The 18,333-nt window shown below is 69.8% G+C and carries 21 protein-coding genes; 10 read left to right on the top strand and 11 right to left on the bottom strand.

The window, feature by feature from the left end; translation table 11 throughout:
• Window position 1: 1 nt before the first annotated feature.
• Window positions 2-1,048, bottom strand: coding sequence for a glucose-1-phosphate thymidylyltransferase (locus TTH_RS01165; protein ID WP_011227788.1), 1,047 nt, complete (start codon window positions 1,046-1,048; stop codon window positions 2-4).
• Between the two features lie 33 nt (window positions 1,049-1,081).
• Between TTH_RS01165 and TTH_RS01160 the strand changes: the two genes are divergently transcribed.
• On the top strand, window positions 1,082-1,873 hold the full coding sequence (locus tag TTH_RS01160; protein WP_011227787.1) for a class I SAM-dependent methyltransferase: 792 nt from the start codon (window positions 1,082-1,084) through the stop codon (window positions 1,871-1,873).
• A 4-nt stretch (window positions 1,874-1,877) separates the two neighbouring features.
• Here the strand turns inward: TTH_RS01160 and TTH_RS01155 are convergent, their stop codons facing one another.
• The 5 genes from TTH_RS01155 to TTH_RS01135 all read right to left on the bottom strand — a co-directional run bounded on the left by TTH_RS01155 (window position 1,878) and on the right by TTH_RS01135 (window position 5,906).
• Window positions 1,878-3,104 carry an adenylosuccinate synthase gene (locus TTH_RS01155; protein ID WP_011174122.1) on the bottom strand — a complete coding sequence of 409 codons (1,227 nt, stop codon included), beginning with the start codon at window positions 3,102-3,104 and terminating at the stop codon, window positions 1,878-1,880.
• A gap of 96 nt (window positions 3,105-3,200) precedes the next feature.
• Window positions 3,201-3,869, bottom strand: coding sequence for a queuosine precursor transporter (locus TTH_RS01150; RefSeq protein ID WP_011174123.1), 669 nt, complete (start codon window positions 3,867-3,869; stop codon window positions 3,201-3,203).
• Complete coding sequence (gene hpt / locus TTH_RS01145; protein ID WP_011227786.1) at window positions 3,866-4,411, bottom strand: hypoxanthine phosphoribosyltransferase; 546 nt, start codon at window positions 4,409-4,411, stop codon at window positions 3,866-3,868. The genes TTH_RS01150 and hpt overlap by 4 nt, the downstream gene beginning before the upstream one ends.
• Window positions 4,408-5,115 carry a pseudouridine synthase gene (locus TTH_RS01140; RefSeq protein WP_011227785.1) on the bottom strand — a complete coding sequence of 236 codons (708 nt, stop codon included), beginning with the start codon at window positions 5,113-5,115 and terminating at the stop codon, window positions 4,408-4,410. Before TTH_RS01140 ends, hpt begins: the two co-directional genes overlap by 4 nt.
• Entirely contained in the window at window positions 5,112-5,906 is a 795-nt protein-coding gene (locus TTH_RS01135) for an enoyl-CoA hydratase/isomerase family protein (protein WP_011227784.1), read from the bottom strand. The genes TTH_RS01140 and TTH_RS01135 overlap by 4 nt, the downstream gene beginning before the upstream one ends.
• A 40-nt stretch (window positions 5,907-5,946) precedes the next feature.
• On the opposite strand from TTH_RS01135, the gene truB reads away from it, so the two are divergent.
• The 7 genes from truB to TTH_RS01100 all read left to right on the top strand — a co-directional run bounded on the left by truB (window position 5,947) and on the right by TTH_RS01100 (window position 12,584).
• The gene (gene truB / locus TTH_RS01130; protein ID WP_011174127.1) at window positions 5,947-6,885 is read left to right on the top strand and encodes a tRNA pseudouridine(55) synthase TruB; all 939 of its coding nucleotides are present in this window, start codon (window positions 5,947-5,949) and stop codon (window positions 6,883-6,885) included.
• Window positions 6,886-6,887: 2 nt separating this feature from the next.
• Window positions 6,888-7,997 (top strand): alanine dehydrogenase, encoded by a 1,110-nt coding sequence (gene ald / locus TTH_RS01125; protein WP_011227783.1) that lies wholly within the window; start codon window positions 6,888-6,890, stop codon window positions 7,995-7,997.
• The gene (locus TTH_RS01120; protein ID WP_011174129.1) at window positions 7,994-8,341 is read left to right on the top strand and encodes an Asp23/Gls24 family envelope stress response protein; all 348 of its coding nucleotides are present in this window, start codon (window positions 7,994-7,996) and stop codon (window positions 8,339-8,341) included. Before ald ends, TTH_RS01120 begins: the two co-directional genes overlap by 4 nt.
• On the top strand, window positions 8,334-9,902 hold the full coding sequence (locus TTH_RS01115; protein WP_011227781.1) for a DAK2 domain-containing protein: 1,569 nt from the start codon (window positions 8,334-8,336) through the stop codon (window positions 9,900-9,902). The genes TTH_RS01120 and TTH_RS01115 overlap by 8 nt, the downstream gene beginning before the upstream one ends.
• A 141-nt stretch (window positions 9,903-10,043) precedes the next feature.
• A complete protein-coding gene (locus TTH_RS01110) occupies window positions 10,044-10,829 on the top strand; it encodes a hypothetical protein (RefSeq protein ID WP_224065222.1) in 786 nt (261 codons plus the stop codon).
• A gap of 186 nt (window positions 10,830-11,015) precedes the next feature.
• Complete coding sequence (locus tag TTH_RS01105) at window positions 11,016-11,447, top strand: 3D domain-containing protein (RefSeq protein ID WP_011174132.1); 432 nt, start codon at window positions 11,016-11,018, stop codon at window positions 11,445-11,447.
• A 21-nt stretch (window positions 11,448-11,468) separates the two neighbouring features.
• Window positions 11,469-12,584 (top strand): ABC transporter permease, encoded by a 1,116-nt coding sequence (locus TTH_RS01100; protein ID WP_011174133.1) that lies wholly within the window; start codon window positions 11,469-11,471, stop codon window positions 12,582-12,584.
• 49 nt (window positions 12,585-12,633) lie between these two features.
• Here the strand turns inward: TTH_RS01100 and rplL are convergent, their stop codons facing one another.
• The 5 genes from rplL to TTH_RS01075 all read right to left on the bottom strand — a co-directional run bounded on the left by rplL (window position 12,634) and on the right by TTH_RS01075 (window position 16,516).
• On the bottom strand, window positions 12,634-13,011 hold the full coding sequence (rplL, locus tag TTH_RS01095) for a 50S ribosomal protein L7/L12 (protein ID WP_008630582.1): 378 nt from the start codon (window positions 13,009-13,011) through the stop codon (window positions 12,634-12,636).
• A 13-nt stretch (window positions 13,012-13,024) separates the two neighbouring features.
• Complete coding sequence (gene rplJ, locus TTH_RS01090) at window positions 13,025-13,546, bottom strand: 50S ribosomal protein L10 (RefSeq protein WP_008630583.1); 522 nt, start codon at window positions 13,544-13,546, stop codon at window positions 13,025-13,027.
• A gap of 188 nt (window positions 13,547-13,734) precedes the next feature.
• A complete protein-coding gene (locus TTH_RS01085) occupies window positions 13,735-15,087 on the bottom strand; it encodes an NAD(P)(+) transhydrogenase (Re/Si-specific) subunit beta (protein ID WP_011227779.1) in 1,353 nt (450 codons plus the stop codon).
• The gene (locus tag TTH_RS01080; RefSeq protein WP_011227778.1) at window positions 15,087-15,389 is read right to left on the bottom strand and encodes a proton-translocating transhydrogenase family protein; all 303 of its coding nucleotides are present in this window, start codon (window positions 15,387-15,389) and stop codon (window positions 15,087-15,089) included. The genes TTH_RS01085 and TTH_RS01080 overlap by 1 nt, the downstream gene beginning before the upstream one ends.
• Entirely contained in the window at window positions 15,389-16,516 is a 1,128-nt protein-coding gene (locus TTH_RS01075) for an NAD(P) transhydrogenase subunit alpha (protein WP_011174136.1), read from the bottom strand. Before TTH_RS01075 ends, TTH_RS01080 begins: the two co-directional genes overlap by 1 nt.
• Window positions 16,517-16,636: 120 nt before the next feature.
• Between TTH_RS01075 and TTH_RS01070 the strand changes: the two genes are divergently transcribed.
• Entirely contained in the window at window positions 16,637-17,524 is an 888-nt protein-coding gene (locus tag TTH_RS01070; protein WP_164926022.1) for a DMT family transporter, read from the top strand.
• A complete protein-coding gene (locus tag TTH_RS01065) occupies window positions 17,521-18,333 on the top strand; it encodes an EamA family transporter (protein WP_011227776.1) in 813 nt (270 codons plus the stop codon). Before TTH_RS01070 ends, TTH_RS01065 begins: the two co-directional genes overlap by 4 nt.

Raw genomic sequence — 18,333 nt, 5'->3', positions numbered from 1 at the left:
CTCAGGCTAGCTCCACCTGGGAGAGGTCCCCGAGGATGAGGCGGTGGGCCCGGGGGAGGCCGTCCCGGCTCTTCACTTCGGCCCGGACGCCGAGGATGCACTCCTGGAGGCGGAGGCGGACCTCCTCCACCACGGCCTCCTCCTCCAGGAGGGAGTACTCCACCTCCGACCGCACCACCCGGGCCCGGGGCCCCACGGAGGTGAAGGGGCCCACGAAGGCCTCCTCCACCACGGCGCCCGCGCCGATGTGGGCGGGGCCGATCACGGTGCTCCGCACCACCTTCGCCCCCTTCTCCACCACCACCCGGCCCGTGAGCTGGCTCTCCACCACGTCCCCCTCCACCTTGGGGGTGAGCTCCTCGAGGAGGAGCCGGTTCGCGTCCAGGAGGTCCTGGTGGCGGCCCGTGTCCTTCCACCAGCCCTCCACCTCCACGCCCACCACCGTTTTGCCCCGGTCAATGAGGCCCTGGATGGCGTCGGTGATCTCGTACTCTCCCCGGGCGGAGGGCTTGAGGCCCCGGACGACCTCCAAAACCTCGGGGGAGAAGACGTAGACCCCGGCCACCGCCAGGTCCGAGGGGGGATCCTTGGGCTTTTCCAAAAGCCGCACCACCCGGTTGCCCTCCAGGACGGCCACGCCGAACTGCCTTGGGTCTTCCACCCGCACCAGGGCGATGACGGCGCTTACGCCGGGCTTGAAGGCCTCCAGGAAGCGCCGGATGCCCTTTTGGAAGAGGTTGTCCCCCAGGTAGAGGACGAAGGGGCTTTCCCCCAGGAAGCCCCGGGCCACGTCCACCGCGTGGGCCAGCCCCTGGGGTTCCTCCTGAAGGACGTAGCGGACGGGGTAACCCTCGAGGGCCACCTTCAGGTCCCGCTCCGTCTCCGGGGAGACCACGACCCCGATCTCCCGGACCCCGGCCTCCAGGAGGTTCTCCACGGCGTAGTGGATGATGGGCCGCCCCGCCACCCGGATGGCGGGCTTGGGGCGGGTGTGGGTCAGGGGACGGAGCCTCGTGCCCCTTCCCGCGGCCAGGATGAGCCCTTTCATGCCCTAAAGCATACCCCTTAGAATAAGGTAAGGATGTCCAGCGCCCTCTTGAGGGCGGCCTACGCCTACGACAGGCTGAGGGCCCACCCGCCCGAGGTGGCGGGCCAGATCGCCACGGCCATGGCCTCCGCGGTGCACCCGAAGGGGGAGGAGCCCGTGTTCCTGGAGCTCGGGGTGGGCACGGGGCGCATCGCCCTTCCCCTCATCGCCCGGGGGTATCGGTACATCGCCCTGGACGCCGATGCCGCCATGCTGGAGGTCTTCCGCCAGAAGATCGCGGGGGTGGACCGCAAGGTCCAGGTCGTCCAGGCGGACGCCCGGGCCATCCCCCTCCCGGACGAGAGCGTCCACGGGGTCATCGTCGTCCACCTCTGGCACCTCGTCCCCGACTGGCCCAAGGTCCTGGCCGAGGCCATCCGGGTCCTGAAGCCCGGGGGCGCCCTTCTGGAGGGGTGGGACCAGGCGGAGGCAAGCCCGGAGTGGACCCTCCAGGAGCGCTGGCGCGCCTTCGCCGCCGAGGAGGGCTTTCCCGTGGAGCGGGGGCTCCACGCCAAGCGGCTTAAGGAGGTGGAGGAGGCCCTGCGGCGCTTGGGCCTCAAGCCCAGGACGCGGGAGGTGGCCCGCTGGCGGGAGGAAAGGACGCCGCGGGAGGCCCTCGAGGCCCTCTCGGAGCGGCTCTACTCCTTCACCCAAGGCCTCCCCGAGCCCGTCCACGCCCGGGTGATGGAGCGGCTTTGGGCCTGGGCCGAGGCGGAGCTCGGCGACCTGGACCGGCCCTTCCCCGTGGAGAAGAGGTTCCTCCTGCGCGTCTCCCGTCTGGGGTAGACCCTTAGACCCAGCTCACCGCCCCGAAGGTGTCCTCCCGCCTGGGGCTCGTGGAGAAGAGGACCACGGGGACCCCGGTGTGCTCCTCCACGAGCTCCAGGTAGCGGAGGAGGTTTGCGGGGAGGTCCTCCCGGCGCTTCACGTGGGAGAGGTCGCCCCAGCCCGGAAGCTCCAAGTAGCGCACCGCCTCCGGGCTCGCCTCCCCGGGGCGGGCCCCGTCCAGGTACTCCACGGCCACCTTCACCTTCTCCAGCCCGGAGAGCACGTCCAGCTTGGTGAGGACGAGGCCGTCAAAGCCGTTCACCTCGCAGGCGTACCGGAGGGCCACCAGGTCCAGCCAGCCCACCCTCCTGGGCCTTCCCGTGGTGGTGCCGTACTCGCCGCCCTTTTCCCGGAGGTGGTGGGCGAGCTCCCCCTGGAGCTCCGTGGGGAAGGGGCCTTCCCCTACCCTCGTGGTGTAGGCCTTGGCCACGCCGTAGACCTTGGTGATGGCCTTGTGGGAGAGGCCCGTCCCCACCAGGATCCCCCCCACCGTGGGATGGGAGCTCGTGACGTAGGGGTAGGTGCCGTAGTTCAGGTCCAGCAGGGTGGCCTGGGCCCCCTCAAAGAGGAGGCGCTTCCCCTTGCGCCAGGCCTCCCGGAGGAGGCTCCCCGTGTCGGCGATGTAGGGGCTTAGGATCTCCCGCATCCGGTGGAGATCGGCGAGGGCCTTTTCCTCCGTATCCCAGCCCGCTTCCCGGGTGGAGTTGGGCTTCTCGGCGAGGAGGCGGCGCACCCTCTCCCTCAGGGTGGCCTCGTCCAAAAGGTCCCCAGCCCGGATCCCCACCCTTCTTGCCCGGTCGGAGTAGGCGGGACCGATGCCGCGCCCCGTGGTGCCCACGAAGTTGTGGCGGCTTTCCACGTGCTTGTGGTGGGGGAGGACGAGGTGGGCCCTTTCCGAGACCAGGATCTTGGGGTCAAACCCCTCCTTCCGCAGGCCTTCCACCTCCTCCTGGAAGCGGAAGGGGTCAATGACCATCCCGTCCCCCAGGACGTTCACCGCGTGGGGGTGGATGACCCCCGAGGGCAGGAGGTTGAGCTTGAAGACCTTGCCCTCGGCCACCACGGTGTGGCCGGCGTTGGCCCCGCCCTGGTAGCGGATCACGTAGTCGGCTTCCCGGGCCAGGACGTCCACCACCTTGCCCTTGCCCTCGTCGCCCCACTGCGCCCCGATGATGGCGATGCCCGGCATACCCTCTAAGTCTACAGGCGGGGACGGGAGCGGCGCATAGGCCTTTACAAGTGCGCAAGCCGCGGTATAATGAAGGAGCCAGGCGAAAGCCAAGGCTCAGGTCAGGCGGAAGGGGTTGAAGTCCGTGTCCCGGTCGTAGGCGTCCATCCCCTCGGCCCGCTTCAGGAACCCCACCACGGCGTAGGTGAAGGGGAGCATGAGGGCTTCCACCCCGAGCTTGAAGGCGTAGTTGGAGAGGAAGACGGCGAGGAGGACCTCCTTCGGGAAGACCCCGTAGAAGGCCACGAGGAGGAAGACCCCGGTGTCCAGCCCCTGGCCCACCAGGGTGGAGGCGAGGGCCCGGAGCCAGAAGAAGCGCCCCTCCGTCCGCACCTTGAGCTTGGCGAGGACGTAGGCGTTGGCGAACTCCCCGAGGAAGTAGGCGAGGAGGCTTCCCAGGACGATCCTGGGGGTGAGGCCGAGGAGGAGGCCGAAGGCCTCGCCGAAGCGCTGGCTCTCCGCGTCGGGTGGGGCGGGGAGGTGGGCCACCGCCTGGAAGGTGAGGGTGGCGAGGAGGAGGGCGAAAAAGCCGATCCAGATGACCCTGCGGCTTTTCCGGTAGCCGTAGACCTCGGTGAGGACGTCCCCGAAGATGTAGGCCAGGGGGAAGAGGAGGGTGCCCCCGTCAAAGGTGAAGGGCCCCAGGACCACGAGCTTGGTGGAGGCCACGTTGGAGACGAGGAGGACCGTGGCGAAGAGGGCGGTGAGAAGGTCCAGGTACCTCATTCCTCCTCCGGGCGGATGGAGGTGATGAAGGGCAGGTTGCGGTCAAACTGGGCCCGGTCCAGGCCGTAGCCGTAGACGTAGGCGTCCTCAATCTCAAAGCCCAGGTAGTGGATGGGCACCTCCACCTGGCGGCGGCTGGGCTTGGAGAGGAGGGCGGCCACGCGGACGGAGGCGGGCTTCCGGGCCTCGAGGTAGTCCAGAAGGTAGGAGAGGGTGAGCCCCGTGTCCACGATGTCCTCCACCACGATCACGTCCCGGCCGTGGATGGGAAGGCGGAGGTCCTTCAAAAGCTCCACTTCCCCGCTGGACTTGAAGGCGTTCCCGTAGGAGCTGATGGCGATGAAGTCCATGGTGAGGGGCAGGGGGATGGCCCGCACCAGGTCGGCCATGAAGATAAAGGCCCCGTTCAGGACGCAGATCAGGTGAGGGGTCTTGCCCTGGTAGTCCCGGGCGATCTCCCCCCCCAGCTCCTCCACCCGCTTCTTTATGGCCTCGGCGCTGATCTGCACGGGTCCGTTGCCCGGCGTGAACATGCCCTTCATTCTAGCCCCACGAGCCGGAGGAGGGCCTTGACCTCCCTCTCGGAAAGCCTCCGCCACTTCCCGGGGGGGAGGTCCCCGAGGCGGATGGGCCCCACCTGGAGCCTCAGGAGGCGCCGCACCGGGTAGCCCACCCTCTGGAGCATCCGCCGCACCTCCCGCTTGCGCCCTTCCGCGAGGACGAGGACCGCCCCCCCGGGGGCCGGGCGGCAGGCGAGGGCCCGGGCGGGGCCGTCCTCGAGGTCCACGCCCAAGAGGAGCCTTCTGCACACCTCCTTGGGCAGCGTCCCCCCCTCCGTCCACACCCGGTAGACCTTCCGCACCCCGAAGCGGGGGTGGGTGAGGCGGTGGGTGAGGTCGCCGTCGTTGGTGAGGAGGAGAAGGCCCTCGGAGTCCCGGTCCAGGCGGCCCACGGGGTGGAGGCCGGGGATCTTCGGGAGGAGGTCAAAGACGGTGCGCCGGGCGTGGGGGTCGTGGCGGGTGGTGGTGTACCCCTTGGGCTTGTGGAGGGCGAGGACCAGCCGCTTTTGGGGCAACTCCACCCGCTTCCCGTCCACCTCCACGAGGTCCTCAGGCCCCACCTTCTGGCCGAGGACCGCCACCTTCCCGTTCACCCGCACCCGCCCCTCGCGGATGAGGTCCTCCGCCTTGCGGCGGCTCGCCACCCCGGCCCGGGCGAGGAAGGCCTGGAGGCGGAGCGCCTTCATGGGAACTCGGGGGGGCGCTTCTCCTTGAGGGCCTTGAGGCCCTCCTCCAGCTCCTTCCCGGAAAACCCCAAAAACTCCAAGGCCAAGGAGAGCTCAAAGTGGGGGAGGAAGCTCCGGTACCAGTGGTTTAAGGCGTGCTTGGTGTGGTGTAGGGCCTCCTTGGGGCCTTGGGCGAGCCTTTCCGCCACCTCGAGGGCCTTCTCGTAGACCTTTTCGTCCTCCACCGCCAAGGCCACGAGGCCCAGGCGCTCCGCCTCCTCCCCCGTGAGGGGCTCGTTCAGGAGGAGGTGGTACTTGGCCTTGGCCATGCCCACGAGGAGGGGCCAGAGGAGGACGGCGTGGTCCCCCGCCGCCACCCCGAGGCGGAGGTGGCCGTCAAGAAGCCTCGTCCCCTTCCCCACCACGGCAATGTCGGCGGCGAGGGCCAGGGCAAGCCCCGCCCCCACCGCCACCTTCTCCACCGCCGCCACCACGGGCCTCGGGAAGTTGAGGGGTCCGAGCACGAGGTCCCTGGCCTCCCAGAAGACCCGGAGGAGGGCCTCGTGGGAGGCCCGCATCTCCTCAATGAGGCCGAAGGAGCCCCCGGCGGAGAAGACCCCGCCCTCGCCCCGAAGGAGCACGGCCCTTACGCCCTCCACCGCCTCGAGGTCCCGCCACACCCGGGCCAGGCCCCGGTGGAGGGCAGGGGGCATGGCGTTGAGCTTCTCCCCGCGGAAGGTGATCTCCAGGACGCCGGGCCTCGGCCAGGCGAAGGCGAGCCCCGGGTAGCGGGCTTCCAAAGAGGCCAGCATACCGCCATTCTATGCCCTCCGGTGATACAATCCCCTAGGCATGGCCCTCTACGCGGTGGACAAGCCCCTCCACCTCACCTCCCACGACGTGGTGGAGGAGGCGAGGCGGCGCCTCTCCACGCGAAGGGTAGGGCACACCGGCACCTTGGACCCTTTGGCCACGGGGCTCCTCCTCCTGGTCACCAACGAGTCCACCAAGCTCGTCCCCTTCCTCTCCGGGGAGGACAAGGAGTACATCGCCTGGGTCTCCTTCGGGGCCACCACGCCCACCCTGGACGCGGAGGGGCCCATCAGCGAGGAGGCCCCGGCGCGCTTTGACCGGAAGGACCTCGAGGCCGCCCTGCCCCGCTTCCTGGAGGTGCGGGAGCAGGTCCCGCCCCTCTACTCCGCCATCAAGGTGGGGGGGAAGCGGGCCTACGAGGCCGCCCGGGAGGGGAAGCCCTTGGCGCTTGGCCCGCGCCCGGTGCGGTATTTGGAGGTGGAGCTCCTCGCCTTTGACCCCGAGCCCATCCCCCACCCCATCGCCCCCTCGGCCCGGGGGTGGCGGCTTGCGGAAAGGCGGGGGCGGCCCGTGCGGCTCCCGCGCCCCCTCGGGGCCTACCCCACGGCCGTGGTCCGGCTGGTGGTGGGGCCCGGGACCTACGTCCGCGCCTTCGCCCGGGACCTGGGGGAGATGCTTGGGACCAAGGCCTTCCTCTCGGGGCTCGTCCGCACCCGGGTGGGCCGGGTGGGGCTGGAGCGGGCCGTGGCCCTCTCCGACCTCTCCCCGGAGAAGGCCATCCCGGAGCTTGACGTTTTGCCCTTTCCCGTGGTGGAGCTTTCCCACACCGAGGCCCGGCGGGTGCTGGAGGGGATGCCCCTCCCCATCCCGGCCATGGGGTACGTGACCCTGGTGGACTCCAAGCGGCGCCTCTTGGCCATCGCCGAGGGGGACGGCTTCAAGCTTAAAATACGGCGCGTGTTTGCGAAGGAGGCGTAGCCATGGTGATCGGCGTGCCGAAGGAGATCAAGACCTTGGAGAACCGGGTGGCCCTCACGCCCGGCGGGGTGGAGAGCCTGGTCAGGCGCGGCCACACCGTGCTGGTGGAGCGGGGGGCCGGGGAGGGCTCGGGGCTTTCCGACGCGGAGTACGCCCGGGCCGGGGCCGAGCTCGTGGGCCGGGAGGAGGCCTGGGGTGCGGAGATGGTGGTGAAGGTGAAGGAGCCCCTACCCGAGGAGTACGGCTTCCTGCGGGAGGGCCTCATCCTCTTCACCTACCTTCACCTGGCCGCGGACCGCGGCCTCACCGAGGCCATGCTCCGTAGCGGGGTCACGGGCATCGCCTACGAGACCGTCCAGCTTCCCGACGGCACCCTCCCCCTCCTCGTCCCCATGAGCGAGGTGGCGGGGCGGATGGCCCCCCAGGTGGGGGCCCAGTTCCTGGAGAAGCCCAAGGGGGGCCGGGGGGTCCTCCTCGGGGGGGTGCCGGGGGTGGCCCCGGCCAGCGTGGTGATCCTCGGGGGCGGGACCGTGGGCACCAACGCGGCCAAGATCGCCCTGGGGATGGGGGCCCAGGTGACCATCCTGGACGTGAACCACAAGCGCCTCCAGTATCTGGACGACGTCTTCGGCGGGCGGGTGATCACCCTCACCGCCACCGAGGCCAACATCAAAAAGAGCGTCCAGCACGCGGACCTCCTCATCGGGGCCGTCCTCGTCCCCGGGGCCAAGGCCCCCAAGCTCGTCACCCGGGACATGCTCTCTCTGATGAAGGAGGGAGCGGTGATCGTGGACGTGGCCGTGGACCAGGGGGGGTGCGTGGAGACCATCCGGCCCACCACCCACGCCGAGCCCACCTACGTGGTGGACGGGGTGGTCCACTACGGGGTGGCCAACATGCCCGGGGCGGTGCCCAGGACCAGCACCTTCGCCCTCACCAACCAGACCCTGCCCTACGTGTTGAAGCTCGCGGAGAAGGGGCTGGACGCCCTTCTGGAGGACGCGGCCCTTCTCAAGGGGCTCAACACCCACAAAGGCCGCCTCACCCACCCCGGGGTGGCCGAGGCCTTCGGCCTGCCCTACACGCCTCCCGAGGAGGCCTTGAGGGGGTGAGGGTGCCGGGACGGGTGGTCCTCACGGAGGCGGCCTTGGCGAGCCTCCTCGCCCTGGTGGCCCACGAGGTCCCGGGGGTGGTGGGCATGGCCCCCGCGGGCCTCAAGGACCAGGTGGGGCGCATCCTCGGGCGGCAGGAGGCGGGGGAGGGGGTGGTGGTCCGCCCCGACCCCCAAAGCCCGGGCCGCTACCAGGTGGACCTCTACGTGGTCCTGGCCTACGGCACCCGGGTGCCCGCCTTGGCGGAGGCCTTGGGGGAGCGGCTCGCCTACGCGGCCCGCCACCTTGGGGGGGTGGAGCTCTCCCAGGTCCGGGTCCACGTGGTGGGGGTGCGGTGTGGCTGAGGCCTGGGGTCCCGAGGCGGTGGCGGAGGCCTTCCGCTACGCCACCCGCTGGTTTCAGGTCTACGTGGAGGAGCTCAACGCCCTCAACGTCTACCCCGTCCCCGACGGGGACACGGGCACCAACATGCTCCACACCCTGGAGGCGGCCCGGCGGGAGCTGGACCTCGCCGACACCTCCCGGATGGACCAGGTGGCCCGGGCCCTGGCCTACGGGAGCCTCCTCGGCGCCCGGGGCAACAGCGGGGTGATCCTCTCCCAGATCCTCCGGGGCTTCGCCGAGGCCTTGAAGGGAAAAAGGGCCCTGGACGGGTCCCTCCTCCGCCGGGCCTTGCGGATGGGGGCGGAAAGCGGCTACAAGGCGGTGATGCGCCCCGTGGAGGGCACCATCCTCACCGTGGCCCGGGCCGCCGGGGAGGGGGCCCGGGGGGAGGCCCTGGAGGAGGTTTTGGAGACGGCCCTCGAGGCCGCCCGGGAGGCCTTGGAGAGGACGCCCGAACTCCTCCCCGTCCTGCGCCAGGCCGGGGTGGTGGACGCGGGCGGGGCGGGGTACGTGCGGCTCCTGGAGGGGATGCGGGGGTACGCCCTGGGCCTGCCCCTACCCGAGCCGCCCAAGGTGGAGCGCTACGCCCAGACGGCCTTCGCCACGGAGGAGTTCGGCTACTGCACGGAGTTCCTCATGGAGGGGGTGGAGGTGCCCGTGGAGCGGATCCGCGAGGCGGTGGCCCCCTTCGGCGACTCCCTCCTCGTGGTGGGGGCCGAGGGCTACGTCAAGGGGCACATCCACACGGACGACCCCGACGGCCTTCTCGCTACGGTGGCCCGCTTCGGCCGGGTGGTCCGCACCAAGGTGGAGGACATGACCCAGCAGCACACGGAGATCCTCTCCACCTTCGGGCTTCTCGCCGAGGAGGTGCCCCCCACGGGCCTGGTGGCCGTGGCCTTGGGCCACGGGCTGGCCCGGGCCTTCCGGAGCCTGGGGGCCAGGGTGGTGGCCGGGGGGCAGACGCAAAACCCCAGCGTGGAGGACCTTCTGGCCGCCATTAGGAGCGTGCCCAACCCCAAGGTGATCCTCCTCCCCAACAACCCCAACGTCTTCCTGGCCGCCACGGAGGCGGCGAAGCTCGCGCGGGAGGCGGGGAAGGAGGTCCACGTGCTTAAGACGAGAACCCTGGGCCAGGGCCTGGCGGCGGCGGTGCGGTACACCCCCGAGGCCCTTCCCGAGGAGCTTCTCCCCGAGATGGAGGAGGCCATGGCCGGGGCGGTGACCCTCGAGGTCACCTGGGCGAGCCGCGACGCCGAGGTGGAGGGGCTAAAGGTCCTGAAGGACAGGCCCATCGGCCTTCTGGACGGGCGGCTCGTTCTGGTGGGGGAGACCCCCGAGGAAGTGGTGGAGGGCCTCGTCCGCATGGCCCGGGAGGGCAAGGAGGTCCTCACCCTCTTCCTCGGGCCCAACACCCCCAAGGAGAAGGCCCAAGGGGTGGCGCAGAAGTTCCCCGAGCTCGCGGTGGAGATCCTTCCCGGCGGGCCGGACCTCTACGCCTATCTGGGCGTGCTGGAGTAGCGAAGGGTCCGCCCTTGGGTTGCCTAGCCCAAGCCGGGGCTTTGGGGAGGCTTTTGCACCTAAAGGGCACCTTAACCCGGCCGGGCCCTTCCCCGGGTATCCTGAGGGGAAAGAGGGAGGTGGAGGCGGATGTGGCGGATTATGGCCCTGCTTTCGCTTTTCCTTGCGGCCTGCAACCTTTCCCTGAGCCCGCCTTTGGCGGGGGACCTCCCCGTGGGGGGGAACCTGGTGGCCACCCTGCCCCCGGCCCAGGGGGCCTCCGGCGGAAGCCTGCGCCCGGGGGTGGCCGTCTTCCGCCTTCTTCCCGACCAGGACGGGGCCGTGGAGGTGGCGGCGGTTTCGGCTGGGCTAGAGCTCAGCGCCCGGCTCCGCCTGGTCCTTCTGGACGAAAGGGGCGTGGTCCAGGCGGTGAGCGTGGCCCGGAACTGGTTTGGGGCCTACCCCGAGGTGGCCCCCTTAGGCCTGAGGCCCCAGGGGATCACCACCGACCCCGGGGTGCGCCTTAACTTCCGGGGGCAGGCGGGCCAGGCCTACCACCTGCGGGTGGAGAACTACGCCCTGGCGGAGGACCGGGTGAACCTCTCCGCCACGGGGTTTGTGCCCAACCCCTCGGGCAAGGGGGAGGCGTTGACCTCGGGAAGCGTCCAAGGGGCCATTGAGTTCGTCGGGGAGTTTGACCGCTACGACGTTTCCGGGGCCGGGGGCTACCTGCGTTTTGTCTACGCGGGCCCTCTGGACCTGGTGGCCCTCCTCTACAACGGTCCCGACGACCTCTACCCGAGGGCTTTGGACCCGGTGCGAAACTGCGCCCCCCTCTCCCCGGCCACCCTCCTCGTGGTCCGGGACCGGGGCCTCGCCCGGGCGGGGTTTGACGAGGAGGGGAGCGGCCGTTACACCCTGGAGCTCTCCTCCACGCCCTGCCCTTAGGAGGATCATGAGGGCTAGATGAAGGTAGTTTAGCTTCTTGTAAGAAAACCTGCCGCGGCGCGTTCCCGTGCGCTGCGGCTTTTTGAGTTTGCAAAAGCCTTACAGATAAAAACCCAGGGCTTTCATGAGGGAAGCCGCCTTCCCCTCTAAGGGGGCTCAAGGGTTCGTCCCCATACTCAGGAGGCGATGCGTGGCCTTCTCCTAGCCATCTCCCTCCTCGCCGTTCCGTGGCCGCAGGCCTTGGCCCAGAGCGCGGGAAAGCCCAAGGTCCTGATCCTCGAGGCCACCGCCTACACCTCCAGCGTCCGGGAGACGGACTCCACCCCCCACATCACCGCCACCGGGGCCCGGACCCGCCTGGGGATCCTGGCGGTGAGCCGGGACCTTCTGGAGATCCTCCCCTTCGGCACCAAGGTCCGGCTTAAGGACCTGGGCACGATCTACGGCCGGGGGAAGGGGCAGTTTGACGCCCTCTTCAAGGACATCGTCTTCGTGGTGGCGGACGTGATGAACGCCCGCTGGCGCAAGAAAGTAGACATCTGGTTCCCTGACCGGGCCACGGCCCTCCGCTTTGGCCGCCGCAAGGTCCAGCTGGAGGTGGTGGCCTACCCCGAGTAAGGGCGAGCGTATCCTGAAGGCGTGCGCTTCGCCCTCTTCCTCGCCTGGGCCCACATCTGGCGCCGCCCCCTTCAAAGCGCCCTCGCCGTCTTGGGCGTGGGCGTGGGGGTGGGGGTGCTTTTGGTGGCCCTTTCCCTGGCCAACGGCTTCATGGACGGCCTCGTCCGGGCCACGCTCAAGGCCTACCCCCAGCTCGTTCTCTTCAGCCTGGAGCCCACCCTTCCCCCCCTCCCTTCCCACCCGGAGGTGGAGGCGGCGGCCCCCTTCGCCGCCACCAAGGCCCTCCTCACCCGGCCCGCCGAGGCGGGCCGGGGGCCCGGGGTGGACTTCGCCACCCTGGTGGGGCTCGGTGCGGGCGGGGAGGCCCTTTACCCCGAGCTCGGGCTCAGGCTGGAGCCTGGGGGGATCTACCTGGGCGCGGCCCTGATGCAGAGCCTGGACGCCCGGCCCGGGGACCGGCTCTACGCCCTTTCCGCCACGCAGGAGCGGGTGGAGCTCAAGGTGCTCGGGAGCTTCCGCACAGGGAACTACCTCATTGACAGCGGCTTCGCCTTCACCGACCTGGAGAGCGTGAAGCGCCTTTCCGGCCTCGAGGCCCAGGGGTACCAGGTGCGCTTAAAGGACCCCTGGCGGGCCCGGGAGGTGGGGTGGGCCCTGGCGGGAAGCCGCTTCTTCCCCCAGCCCTGGCAGGACACCCAGCGCACCCTCTTGGAGCAGCTTTCCCTGCAGCGGCAGGTCCTCGGCCTTTTGATCTTCCTCATCGTGGCCGTGGCCGCCCTTGGGGTGGCCAACCTCCTCTTCCTCAAGGTGGTGGAGAAGACCCCGGAGATCGCCCTCCTCCGGGCCATGGGGGCCTCGAGGGGGACCGTGGGCCTGGTCTTCGCCCTGGAGGGGGCGATCCTTGGGGTGGGGGGCGTGGCCTTGGGCAACCTCCTCGGCTACCTCCTCGGCCTCTACCTGGCCCGCCGCCCCCTGGACCTCCCCGGGGAGCTCTACTTCCTCACCCACCTCCCCGTGGAGATGCGCCTCGCCGACTTCCTCTGGGTAAGCGGGGCGAGCCTTCTCGCCGTCCTCCTCTCCGCCCTTCTTCCCCTTCTCCGGGCCCTAAGGGTGCGGCCCGGGGTTGTCCTGCGCTAAAGGAAAACCCGGGCCCCACATGGCCCGGGGGCACCCCGCAGGGCGGCGGTTACTTGAGCTCCACCACCGCGCCCACGGCCTCGAGCTTCTTCTTGATCTCCTCGGCCTCCTGCTTGGAGACGCCCTCCTTGACGGGGCCGCCCTTCTCGGCCAGGTCCTTGGCCTCCTTGAGGCCAAGCCCGGTGATGGCGCGGAGCTCCTTGATGACCTCCAGCTTCTTGGCCCCCGCCTCCTTGAGGATGACGTCAAACTCCGTCTTCTCCTCGGCGGGAGCGGCGGCCGCCCCGGCCGCAGGGGCCGCGGCCACGGCCACGGGGGCCGCGGCGGTCACGCCCCAAGCCTCCTTGAGGGCGTCAATCAGCTGCTTGAGTTCCAGAACCGTAGCCTGGGAGAGCTCTTCCTTGATCCGTTCAATGTCCAGAGCCATCGCTTACCTCCTCTTAAGCCGCCTTCTTCTCCGCGTACGCTTCCAGGATGCCTACCAGCTCGCGGGCCACGCCGCCAAGCACGCCCACAAGCTCCGCCATGGGCGCCTGGAGCACCCCCACGAGCTCCGCCCGGAGCTCGTCCATGGTGGGCAGCTCCGCCAGGGCCTCCACGTCCTTGGCCGTGAGGATCTGGCCCTGGAGGAGGCCGCTTTTCACCTGGGGGATGCCCTTGGGGTTGCTCTTGGCGAACTGGACCAGGGTCTTGGCCGCGGCCACCGGGTCCTCGTAGAAGACCACGGCGCTCGGGCCCTGGAGCCCGTCCAGCTCCGGCAGCCCCAGCTCCTTGAGGGCCAGGCGGATCAGGGTGTTCTTGGCGACGAAGAGCCTGGCCCCGTTCTGCTTCAGGGCCTGGCGGAGGGCGTGGGTTTCCTTGGCGGGGAGCCCCTGGTAGTTCACGAGGAAGAAGGAGCCCTGGGCCCGCTCAAGGTTCTCCTTGAGGGTGGCCAGAAGCTCAACGTTGCGCTTGTTCGGCACGCCTTCCTCCCTTTCGGGGCAGGGGAACCCCGGCCGGTTTGTCCTGGGATTTCCGAGGAAACGCTCCCCCTCAAGCGCCTCGGCGGGCTTTTTAAGGCCCGAAGGCCCCCCGCTGTCTTTGGCCTGGGCGCTGGCGCGCCCGGGGTGCCACCCTGGAGTCTAAGCGAGGGGCCTTGTGTCGTCAAGGCCTAAAGCCTTTTCAGGGCCTGGATGAGCTCGGTGAGGACCTTTTGCGCGTCCCCGTAGAGCATCCTTGTGTTTTCGGCGTAGAAGAGCTCGTTCTCCACCCCGGCGAAGCCCTTCCCCTGTCCCCGCTTGATGACGATGACGTTCTTGGCCTTGTCCACGTCCAGGATGGGCATGCCGTAAAGCGGGCTTCCCGGACGGCGGGCGGCGGGGTTCACCACGTCGTTCGCCCCGATGACCACGGCCACGTCCACCGTGGGGAACTCGGGGTTGATCTCCTCCAGGTCCTTGAGCTTGTCGTAGTCCACCCCGGCCTCGGCCAGGAGGACGTTCATGTGCCCGGGCATCCGCCCCGCCACCGGGTGGATGGCGAACTTCACCTCCACCCCGCGGGCCTCGAGGAGGTCCGCAAGCTCCTTCAGCTTGTGTTGCGCCTGGGAGAGGGCCATGCCGTAGCCGGGGACGAAGACCACCTTGCCCGCGTAGGCGAGCATCACGGCGGCGTCCTCCACGTCAATGGGCTTGAGGCTCCCCTTGACCTCGCCCGCCTCCTGCTCCACGCCGAAGCCCCCCACCAGGACGCTCCACACCGAGCGGTTCATGGCCCTCGCCATGAGCACGGTGAGGAGGGTGCCCGCCGCCCCCACCAGGGTGCCCGCCACCATGAGGGCCGGGTTTCCCACGGCGAAGCCCTCAAAGCCCACGGCCATCCCCGTGAAGGCGTTGTAGAAGGAGATGGCCACGGGCATGTCCCCGCCGCCGATGGGGAGGGTCATGAGGACGCCGAAGAGAAGAGCGAGGAGGAAGAAGAGGACGATGCTCGCCGTGGCGTCGTTCCAGAGGAGGGAAAGCCCGAGCACGAGGGTGAGGGCCAGGACCAGGGCGTTTACTGCCTTCTGCCCGGGGAAGAGGATGGGGCGGCTCTTCATGATCCCCTGGAGCTTGGCGAAGGCGATGAGGCTTCCCGTGAAGGCCACGCTCCCGATGAGGCCGCCCAGGATGGCCAAGGCCATGAGCCCCGTGTTCTCAAAGGCCCCCTTGAGGAGTTCCACGGCGGCGATGGTGGCGGCCGCCCCGCCTCCCATGCCGTTGTAGATGGCCACCATCTGGGGCATGTCCGTCATGGCCACCCGCACCGCCGCCCACCAGGCCACCGCCGAGCCAAGGAGAAGGGCGAGGAGGATGAGGGCGAAGTTCCCCATCCCCGGCCAGAAGAAGGTGGCGAGCACGGCGAGGACCATGCCCCAGCCCGCCCAGACGATGCCGCTTTTGGCCGTGGTGGGGTGGGCCATGCGCTTCAGGCCCACGATGAAGAGGATGGCCACCACGAAGTAGGCCGCCTGGATGAGGTCCATTACCGACCACCCCCTTGGCCGGGCTTCCTTTCAAACATCTCCAGCATGCGCACCGTGACCGCGTACCCCCCGGCGGCGTTGGCCGCCCCCAGGATGACCCCCAGGAAACCGATGAGCTTTTCCAGGCCCGTTTCCGCGTGGCCCAGGACCACCATGGCCCCCACCACCACCACGCCGTGGATGAAGTTGGAGCCCGACATCAAGGGGGTGTGGAGGATCACGGGCACCCGGGTGATGAGCTCGTAGCCCAAGAAGGCCGTGAGCACGAAGATGTAAAGCGCCGACCAGAAGTTAAACTCCATCACGCACCTCCCAGAAGGGCCTTGGTGGGCCCGTGCAGGACCTCGCCCTCCTTCATGAGGAGGGCGGCCCGGACGATCTCGTCCTCCCACTTGGGGGCGAACGCGCCTTTCTCTATGAGGAGGCTGGAGAGGTTGTAGAGGTTCTTGGCGTACATCTCCGAGGCGTGGACGGAAAGCTCGCTCGGCAGGTTCAAGGGGCCATAGACCCGCACGCCCCTCACCTCCACCACCTCCCCCGGCTTGGTGAGGACGCAGTTGCCCCCGCTCTCGGCGGCCAGGTCCACCACCACGGTCCCGGGCTTCAGGCGCTCCACCATGTCCTCGGTGAGGAGGATGGGGGCGCGGCGGCCCGGCACCTGGGCCGTGGTGATGAGGACGTCCATCCCCGCCACGTGGTCGCGGAGGGCCTCGTGCTGGATGCGCTTCTCCTCCTCGGTGAGCTCCCGGGCGTAGCCCCCCTCCCCTTCGGCGCTGATGGGGAGTTCAATGGGCTTCGCCCCCAGGGAGAGGGCCTGCTCCAGGGCGGCCTTGCGCACGTCGTAGGCGAAGACCTGGGCCCCGAGGCGCTTGGCGGTGGCGATGGCCATGAGCCCCGCCACCCCCACCCCCATGACCATCACCTTGGCGGGGCGGATGGTGCCCGCCGCCGTGGTGAGCATGGGGAAGAAGCGGGGGGAGAGCCTCGCCGCGTGGATGGCCGCCAGATACCCCGCCACCGTGGCCTGGCTGGAGAGGGCGTCCATGCTCTGGGCCCGGGTGATGCGGGGGATGAGCTCCATGGCGATCACCGTGGCCTTCTTCGCCTGTAGGGCCCGCACCAGCTCCAGGTTCTTGTGGGGCTGGACGAAGCCCACCACGATGGCCCCCGGCTCCAGGGCCTGGATGAGGTCCTCCGGGGGCGGCTGGACGGTGAAGAGGAGGTGGGCGCCCTTTAGGAGCTCCCCTCGCTCCACCACCTCGGCCCCGGCCTCCTGGTAGGCCTCGTCGGGGTGGTAGGCGCCCTCCCCCGCGCCCCGCTCCACCCGCACCCGGGCCCCGCCTTTCACCAGGCGGGCCACCACCTCGGGCACCAGGGCCACCCTCCTTTCCCCTGGGGCCCTTTCCTTGGGAACCGCGACGGTCACCATAGGCGCCTCCTTCGGGGGAAGTATACCAGCGCGGGGTGGGGCGTCCGTCCCCGGGTTTTCCCTTGGGCTACACTACTTTGACGCTTCCCGGAAGGCTTCCCTTGTGTAAAAATGCGCACCATGCGCCCCCCGGGGTGGAAGATCGCCGCCGTCCTTCTCGTGGGCATCCTGGCCATAAGCTTCGGGAGCATCCTGGTGCGCCTGGCCCTTCGGGCCTCCGGGGACCAAAGCCTCGCCTTCAGCCTGGTGATGAGCGCGGGGCGCCTGGCCTTGGCCGCCCTCCTCCTCGCCCCCGGCTGGACGCGGCCCTTGGAGGGCAGGGCGGGGCTGCCCTTCGCCTTGGCCGCCGGGGGGTTTCTCGCCCTCCACTTCGCCTTCTGGATCACCTCCCTCTCCTACACCTCCGTGGCGGCGAGCACCGCCCTCGTCACCACCAACCCCGTGTGGGTCACCCTTTTGGGCTGGTGGCTTTTCGGGGAGCGGCCTTCTTTCCTCACCCTGCTCGGCGTGGGCGTGGCCCTCCTCGGGGGGGTCCTCATCGGCCTGGGGGACAGCGAGGGCGGAGGGGGGGCCAACCCCCTCCTCGGGGACTTCCTCGCCCTCCTCGGGGCGGTGGCGGCCTCTTGCTACTTCCTCCTCGGGCGGGAGGCCCAAAGGCGGGGGCTTTCCACCTGGGCCTACGTCCGCGTGGCCTACACCGCGGCGGCCCTTCTCCTGCTTCCCCTGCCCTACCTCTTCGGCGGGGGGTACGGGGGGTATCCCCTCGAGGTCTACGCCTACCTCCTCCTCATGGCCCTCCTTCCCCAGCTCGTGGGCCACACCAGCTTCAACTGGGCCACCCGCCACATCCCCCCGGTCCTCGTCACCCTGGCCATTCTCTTTGAGCCCGTGGGGGCGAGCCTCCTCGCCTACTTCCTCTTCGGGGAGCTCCCCGGAAGCCGGGTCCTCCTCGGGGCCCTGATCCTCCTCGTGGGCGTGGCGCTGGCCGTGGTGGGGGGTAGGCGGTGATCCCCGTGGCCCTCGCCGCCCTGCTTTGGGGGCTTGGGGGGGCTTTGGCGGGGCGCTTCATGCGGGAGATCCCCCCGGAGGTCCTCATCCCCTTGCGCTTCCTCCTGAGCTTCCTCCTCCTTCTGCCCCTCGTCCTCGCCCGCCCGCCCCACCCCGACGAGAGGCGGCGGCTCCTCGGGGTGGGCCTCGCCCTCTCCGGGGCCCAGGCCTTTTACTACCTGGCCATCCACGCCACCACGGTGGCCACGGGGATCTTCCTCCAGTACCTCGCCCCCTCCCTCCTCACCCTCTACGCCCTCCTCAAGGGGGAGAGGCTTCCCGGGAGGGCCCTTTTTGGGGTGGGGCTCGCCCTCCTGGGGGCCTACCTCCTGGTGGTGGGGCCCGAGGGGCTTCGGGGAGGGGCTTTAGGCGTGGCCTACGGCCTCCTTTCCGCCGTTTCCTTCGCGGCCTACGCCGCTTTCGCCCACGGCCTCCGCACGCCCGCCTTCGTGGCCCTCGGGGTGGCCACGGGGGTGGGGGCCCTCCTCTCCCTTCCCGTCCTCGGGCTTCACGGGGAGAAGGTGCTGGCCCTCGGCCCGGCCCAGTGGGGGGCGGTGGCCTACCTGGTCACCCTGGGCACGGTGGTCCCCTTCGGCCTCTTCCTCCTCGGGGTGCGGACCCTCCCCGCCCGCACCGCCACCCTGGTGGCCATGCTGGAGCCCCTGAGCGGGGCCCTCTTCGCCTGGCCCTTGGCCGGGGAGCCCTTGAGGCCCGAAGCCCTTCTTGGAGGCGGTATGATCCTTGGGGGCGTGTGGCTCAACCGGAGGTGA

Origin of the sequence: Thermus thermophilus HB8 (assembly GCF_000091545.1) — a bacterium.
GTDB classification, from domain to species: domain Bacteria; phylum Deinococcota; class Deinococci; order Deinococcales; family Thermaceae; genus Thermus; species Thermus thermophilus.
The sequence above is the reverse complement of the archived record's forward strand: the minus strand, read 5'-3'. Positions and strand labels throughout refer to the sequence as shown.

Coding starts and splice junctions, on each gene's coding strand:
- TTH_RS01140 (WP_011227785.1), bottom strand. CDS start 5,115: ATGAAGGCGCTCCGCCTCCAGGCCTTCCTCGCCCGGGCCGGGGTGGCG.
- TTH_RS01080 (WP_011227778.1), bottom strand. CDS start 15,389: ATGGAGTTTAACTTCTGGTCGGCGCTTTACATCTTCGTGCTCACGGCC.
- truB (WP_011174127.1), top strand. CDS start 5,947: ATGGCCCTCTACGCGGTGGACAAGCCCCTCCACCTCACCTCCCACGAC.
- hpt (WP_011227786.1), bottom strand. CDS start 4,411: ATGAAGGGCATGTTCACGCCGGGCAACGGACCCGTGCAGATCAGCGCC.
- TTH_RS01165 (WP_011227788.1), bottom strand. CDS start 1,048: ATGAAAGGGCTCATCCTGGCCGCGGGAAGGGGCACGAGGCTCCGTCCC.
- TTH_RS01075 (WP_011174136.1), bottom strand. CDS start 16,516: ATGGTGACCGTCGCGGTTCCCAAGGAAAGGGCCCCAGGGGAAAGGAGG.
- rplL (WP_008630582.1), bottom strand. CDS start 13,011: ATGGCTCTGGACATTGAACGGATCAAGGAAGAGCTCTCCCAGGCTACG.
- TTH_RS01105 (WP_011174132.1), top strand. CDS start 11,016: ATGCGTGGCCTTCTCCTAGCCATCTCCCTCCTCGCCGTTCCGTGGCCG.
- TTH_RS01070 (WP_164926022.1), top strand. CDS start 16,637: ATGCGCCCCCCGGGGTGGAAGATCGCCGCCGTCCTTCTCGTGGGCATC.
- ald (WP_011227783.1), top strand. CDS start 6,888: ATGGTGATCGGCGTGCCGAAGGAGATCAAGACCTTGGAGAACCGGGTG.
- TTH_RS01160 (WP_011227787.1), top strand. CDS start 1,082: ATGTCCAGCGCCCTCTTGAGGGCGGCCTACGCCTACGACAGGCTGAGG.
- TTH_RS01135 (WP_011227784.1), bottom strand. CDS start 5,906: ATGCTGGCCTCTTTGGAAGCCCGCTACCCGGGGCTCGCCTTCGCCTGG.
- TTH_RS01085 (WP_011227779.1), bottom strand. CDS start 15,087: ATGGACCTCATCCAGGCGGCCTACTTCGTGGTGGCCATCCTCTTCATC.
- TTH_RS01110 (WP_224065222.1), top strand. CDS start 10,044: ATGGCCCTGCTTTCGCTTTTCCTTGCGGCCTGCAACCTTTCCCTGAGC.
- TTH_RS01155 (WP_011174122.1), bottom strand. CDS start 3,104: ATGCCGGGCATCGCCATCATCGGGGCGCAGTGGGGCGACGAGGGCAAG.
- TTH_RS01150 (WP_011174123.1), bottom strand. CDS start 3,869: ATGAGGTACCTGGACCTTCTCACCGCCCTCTTCGCCACGGTCCTCCTC.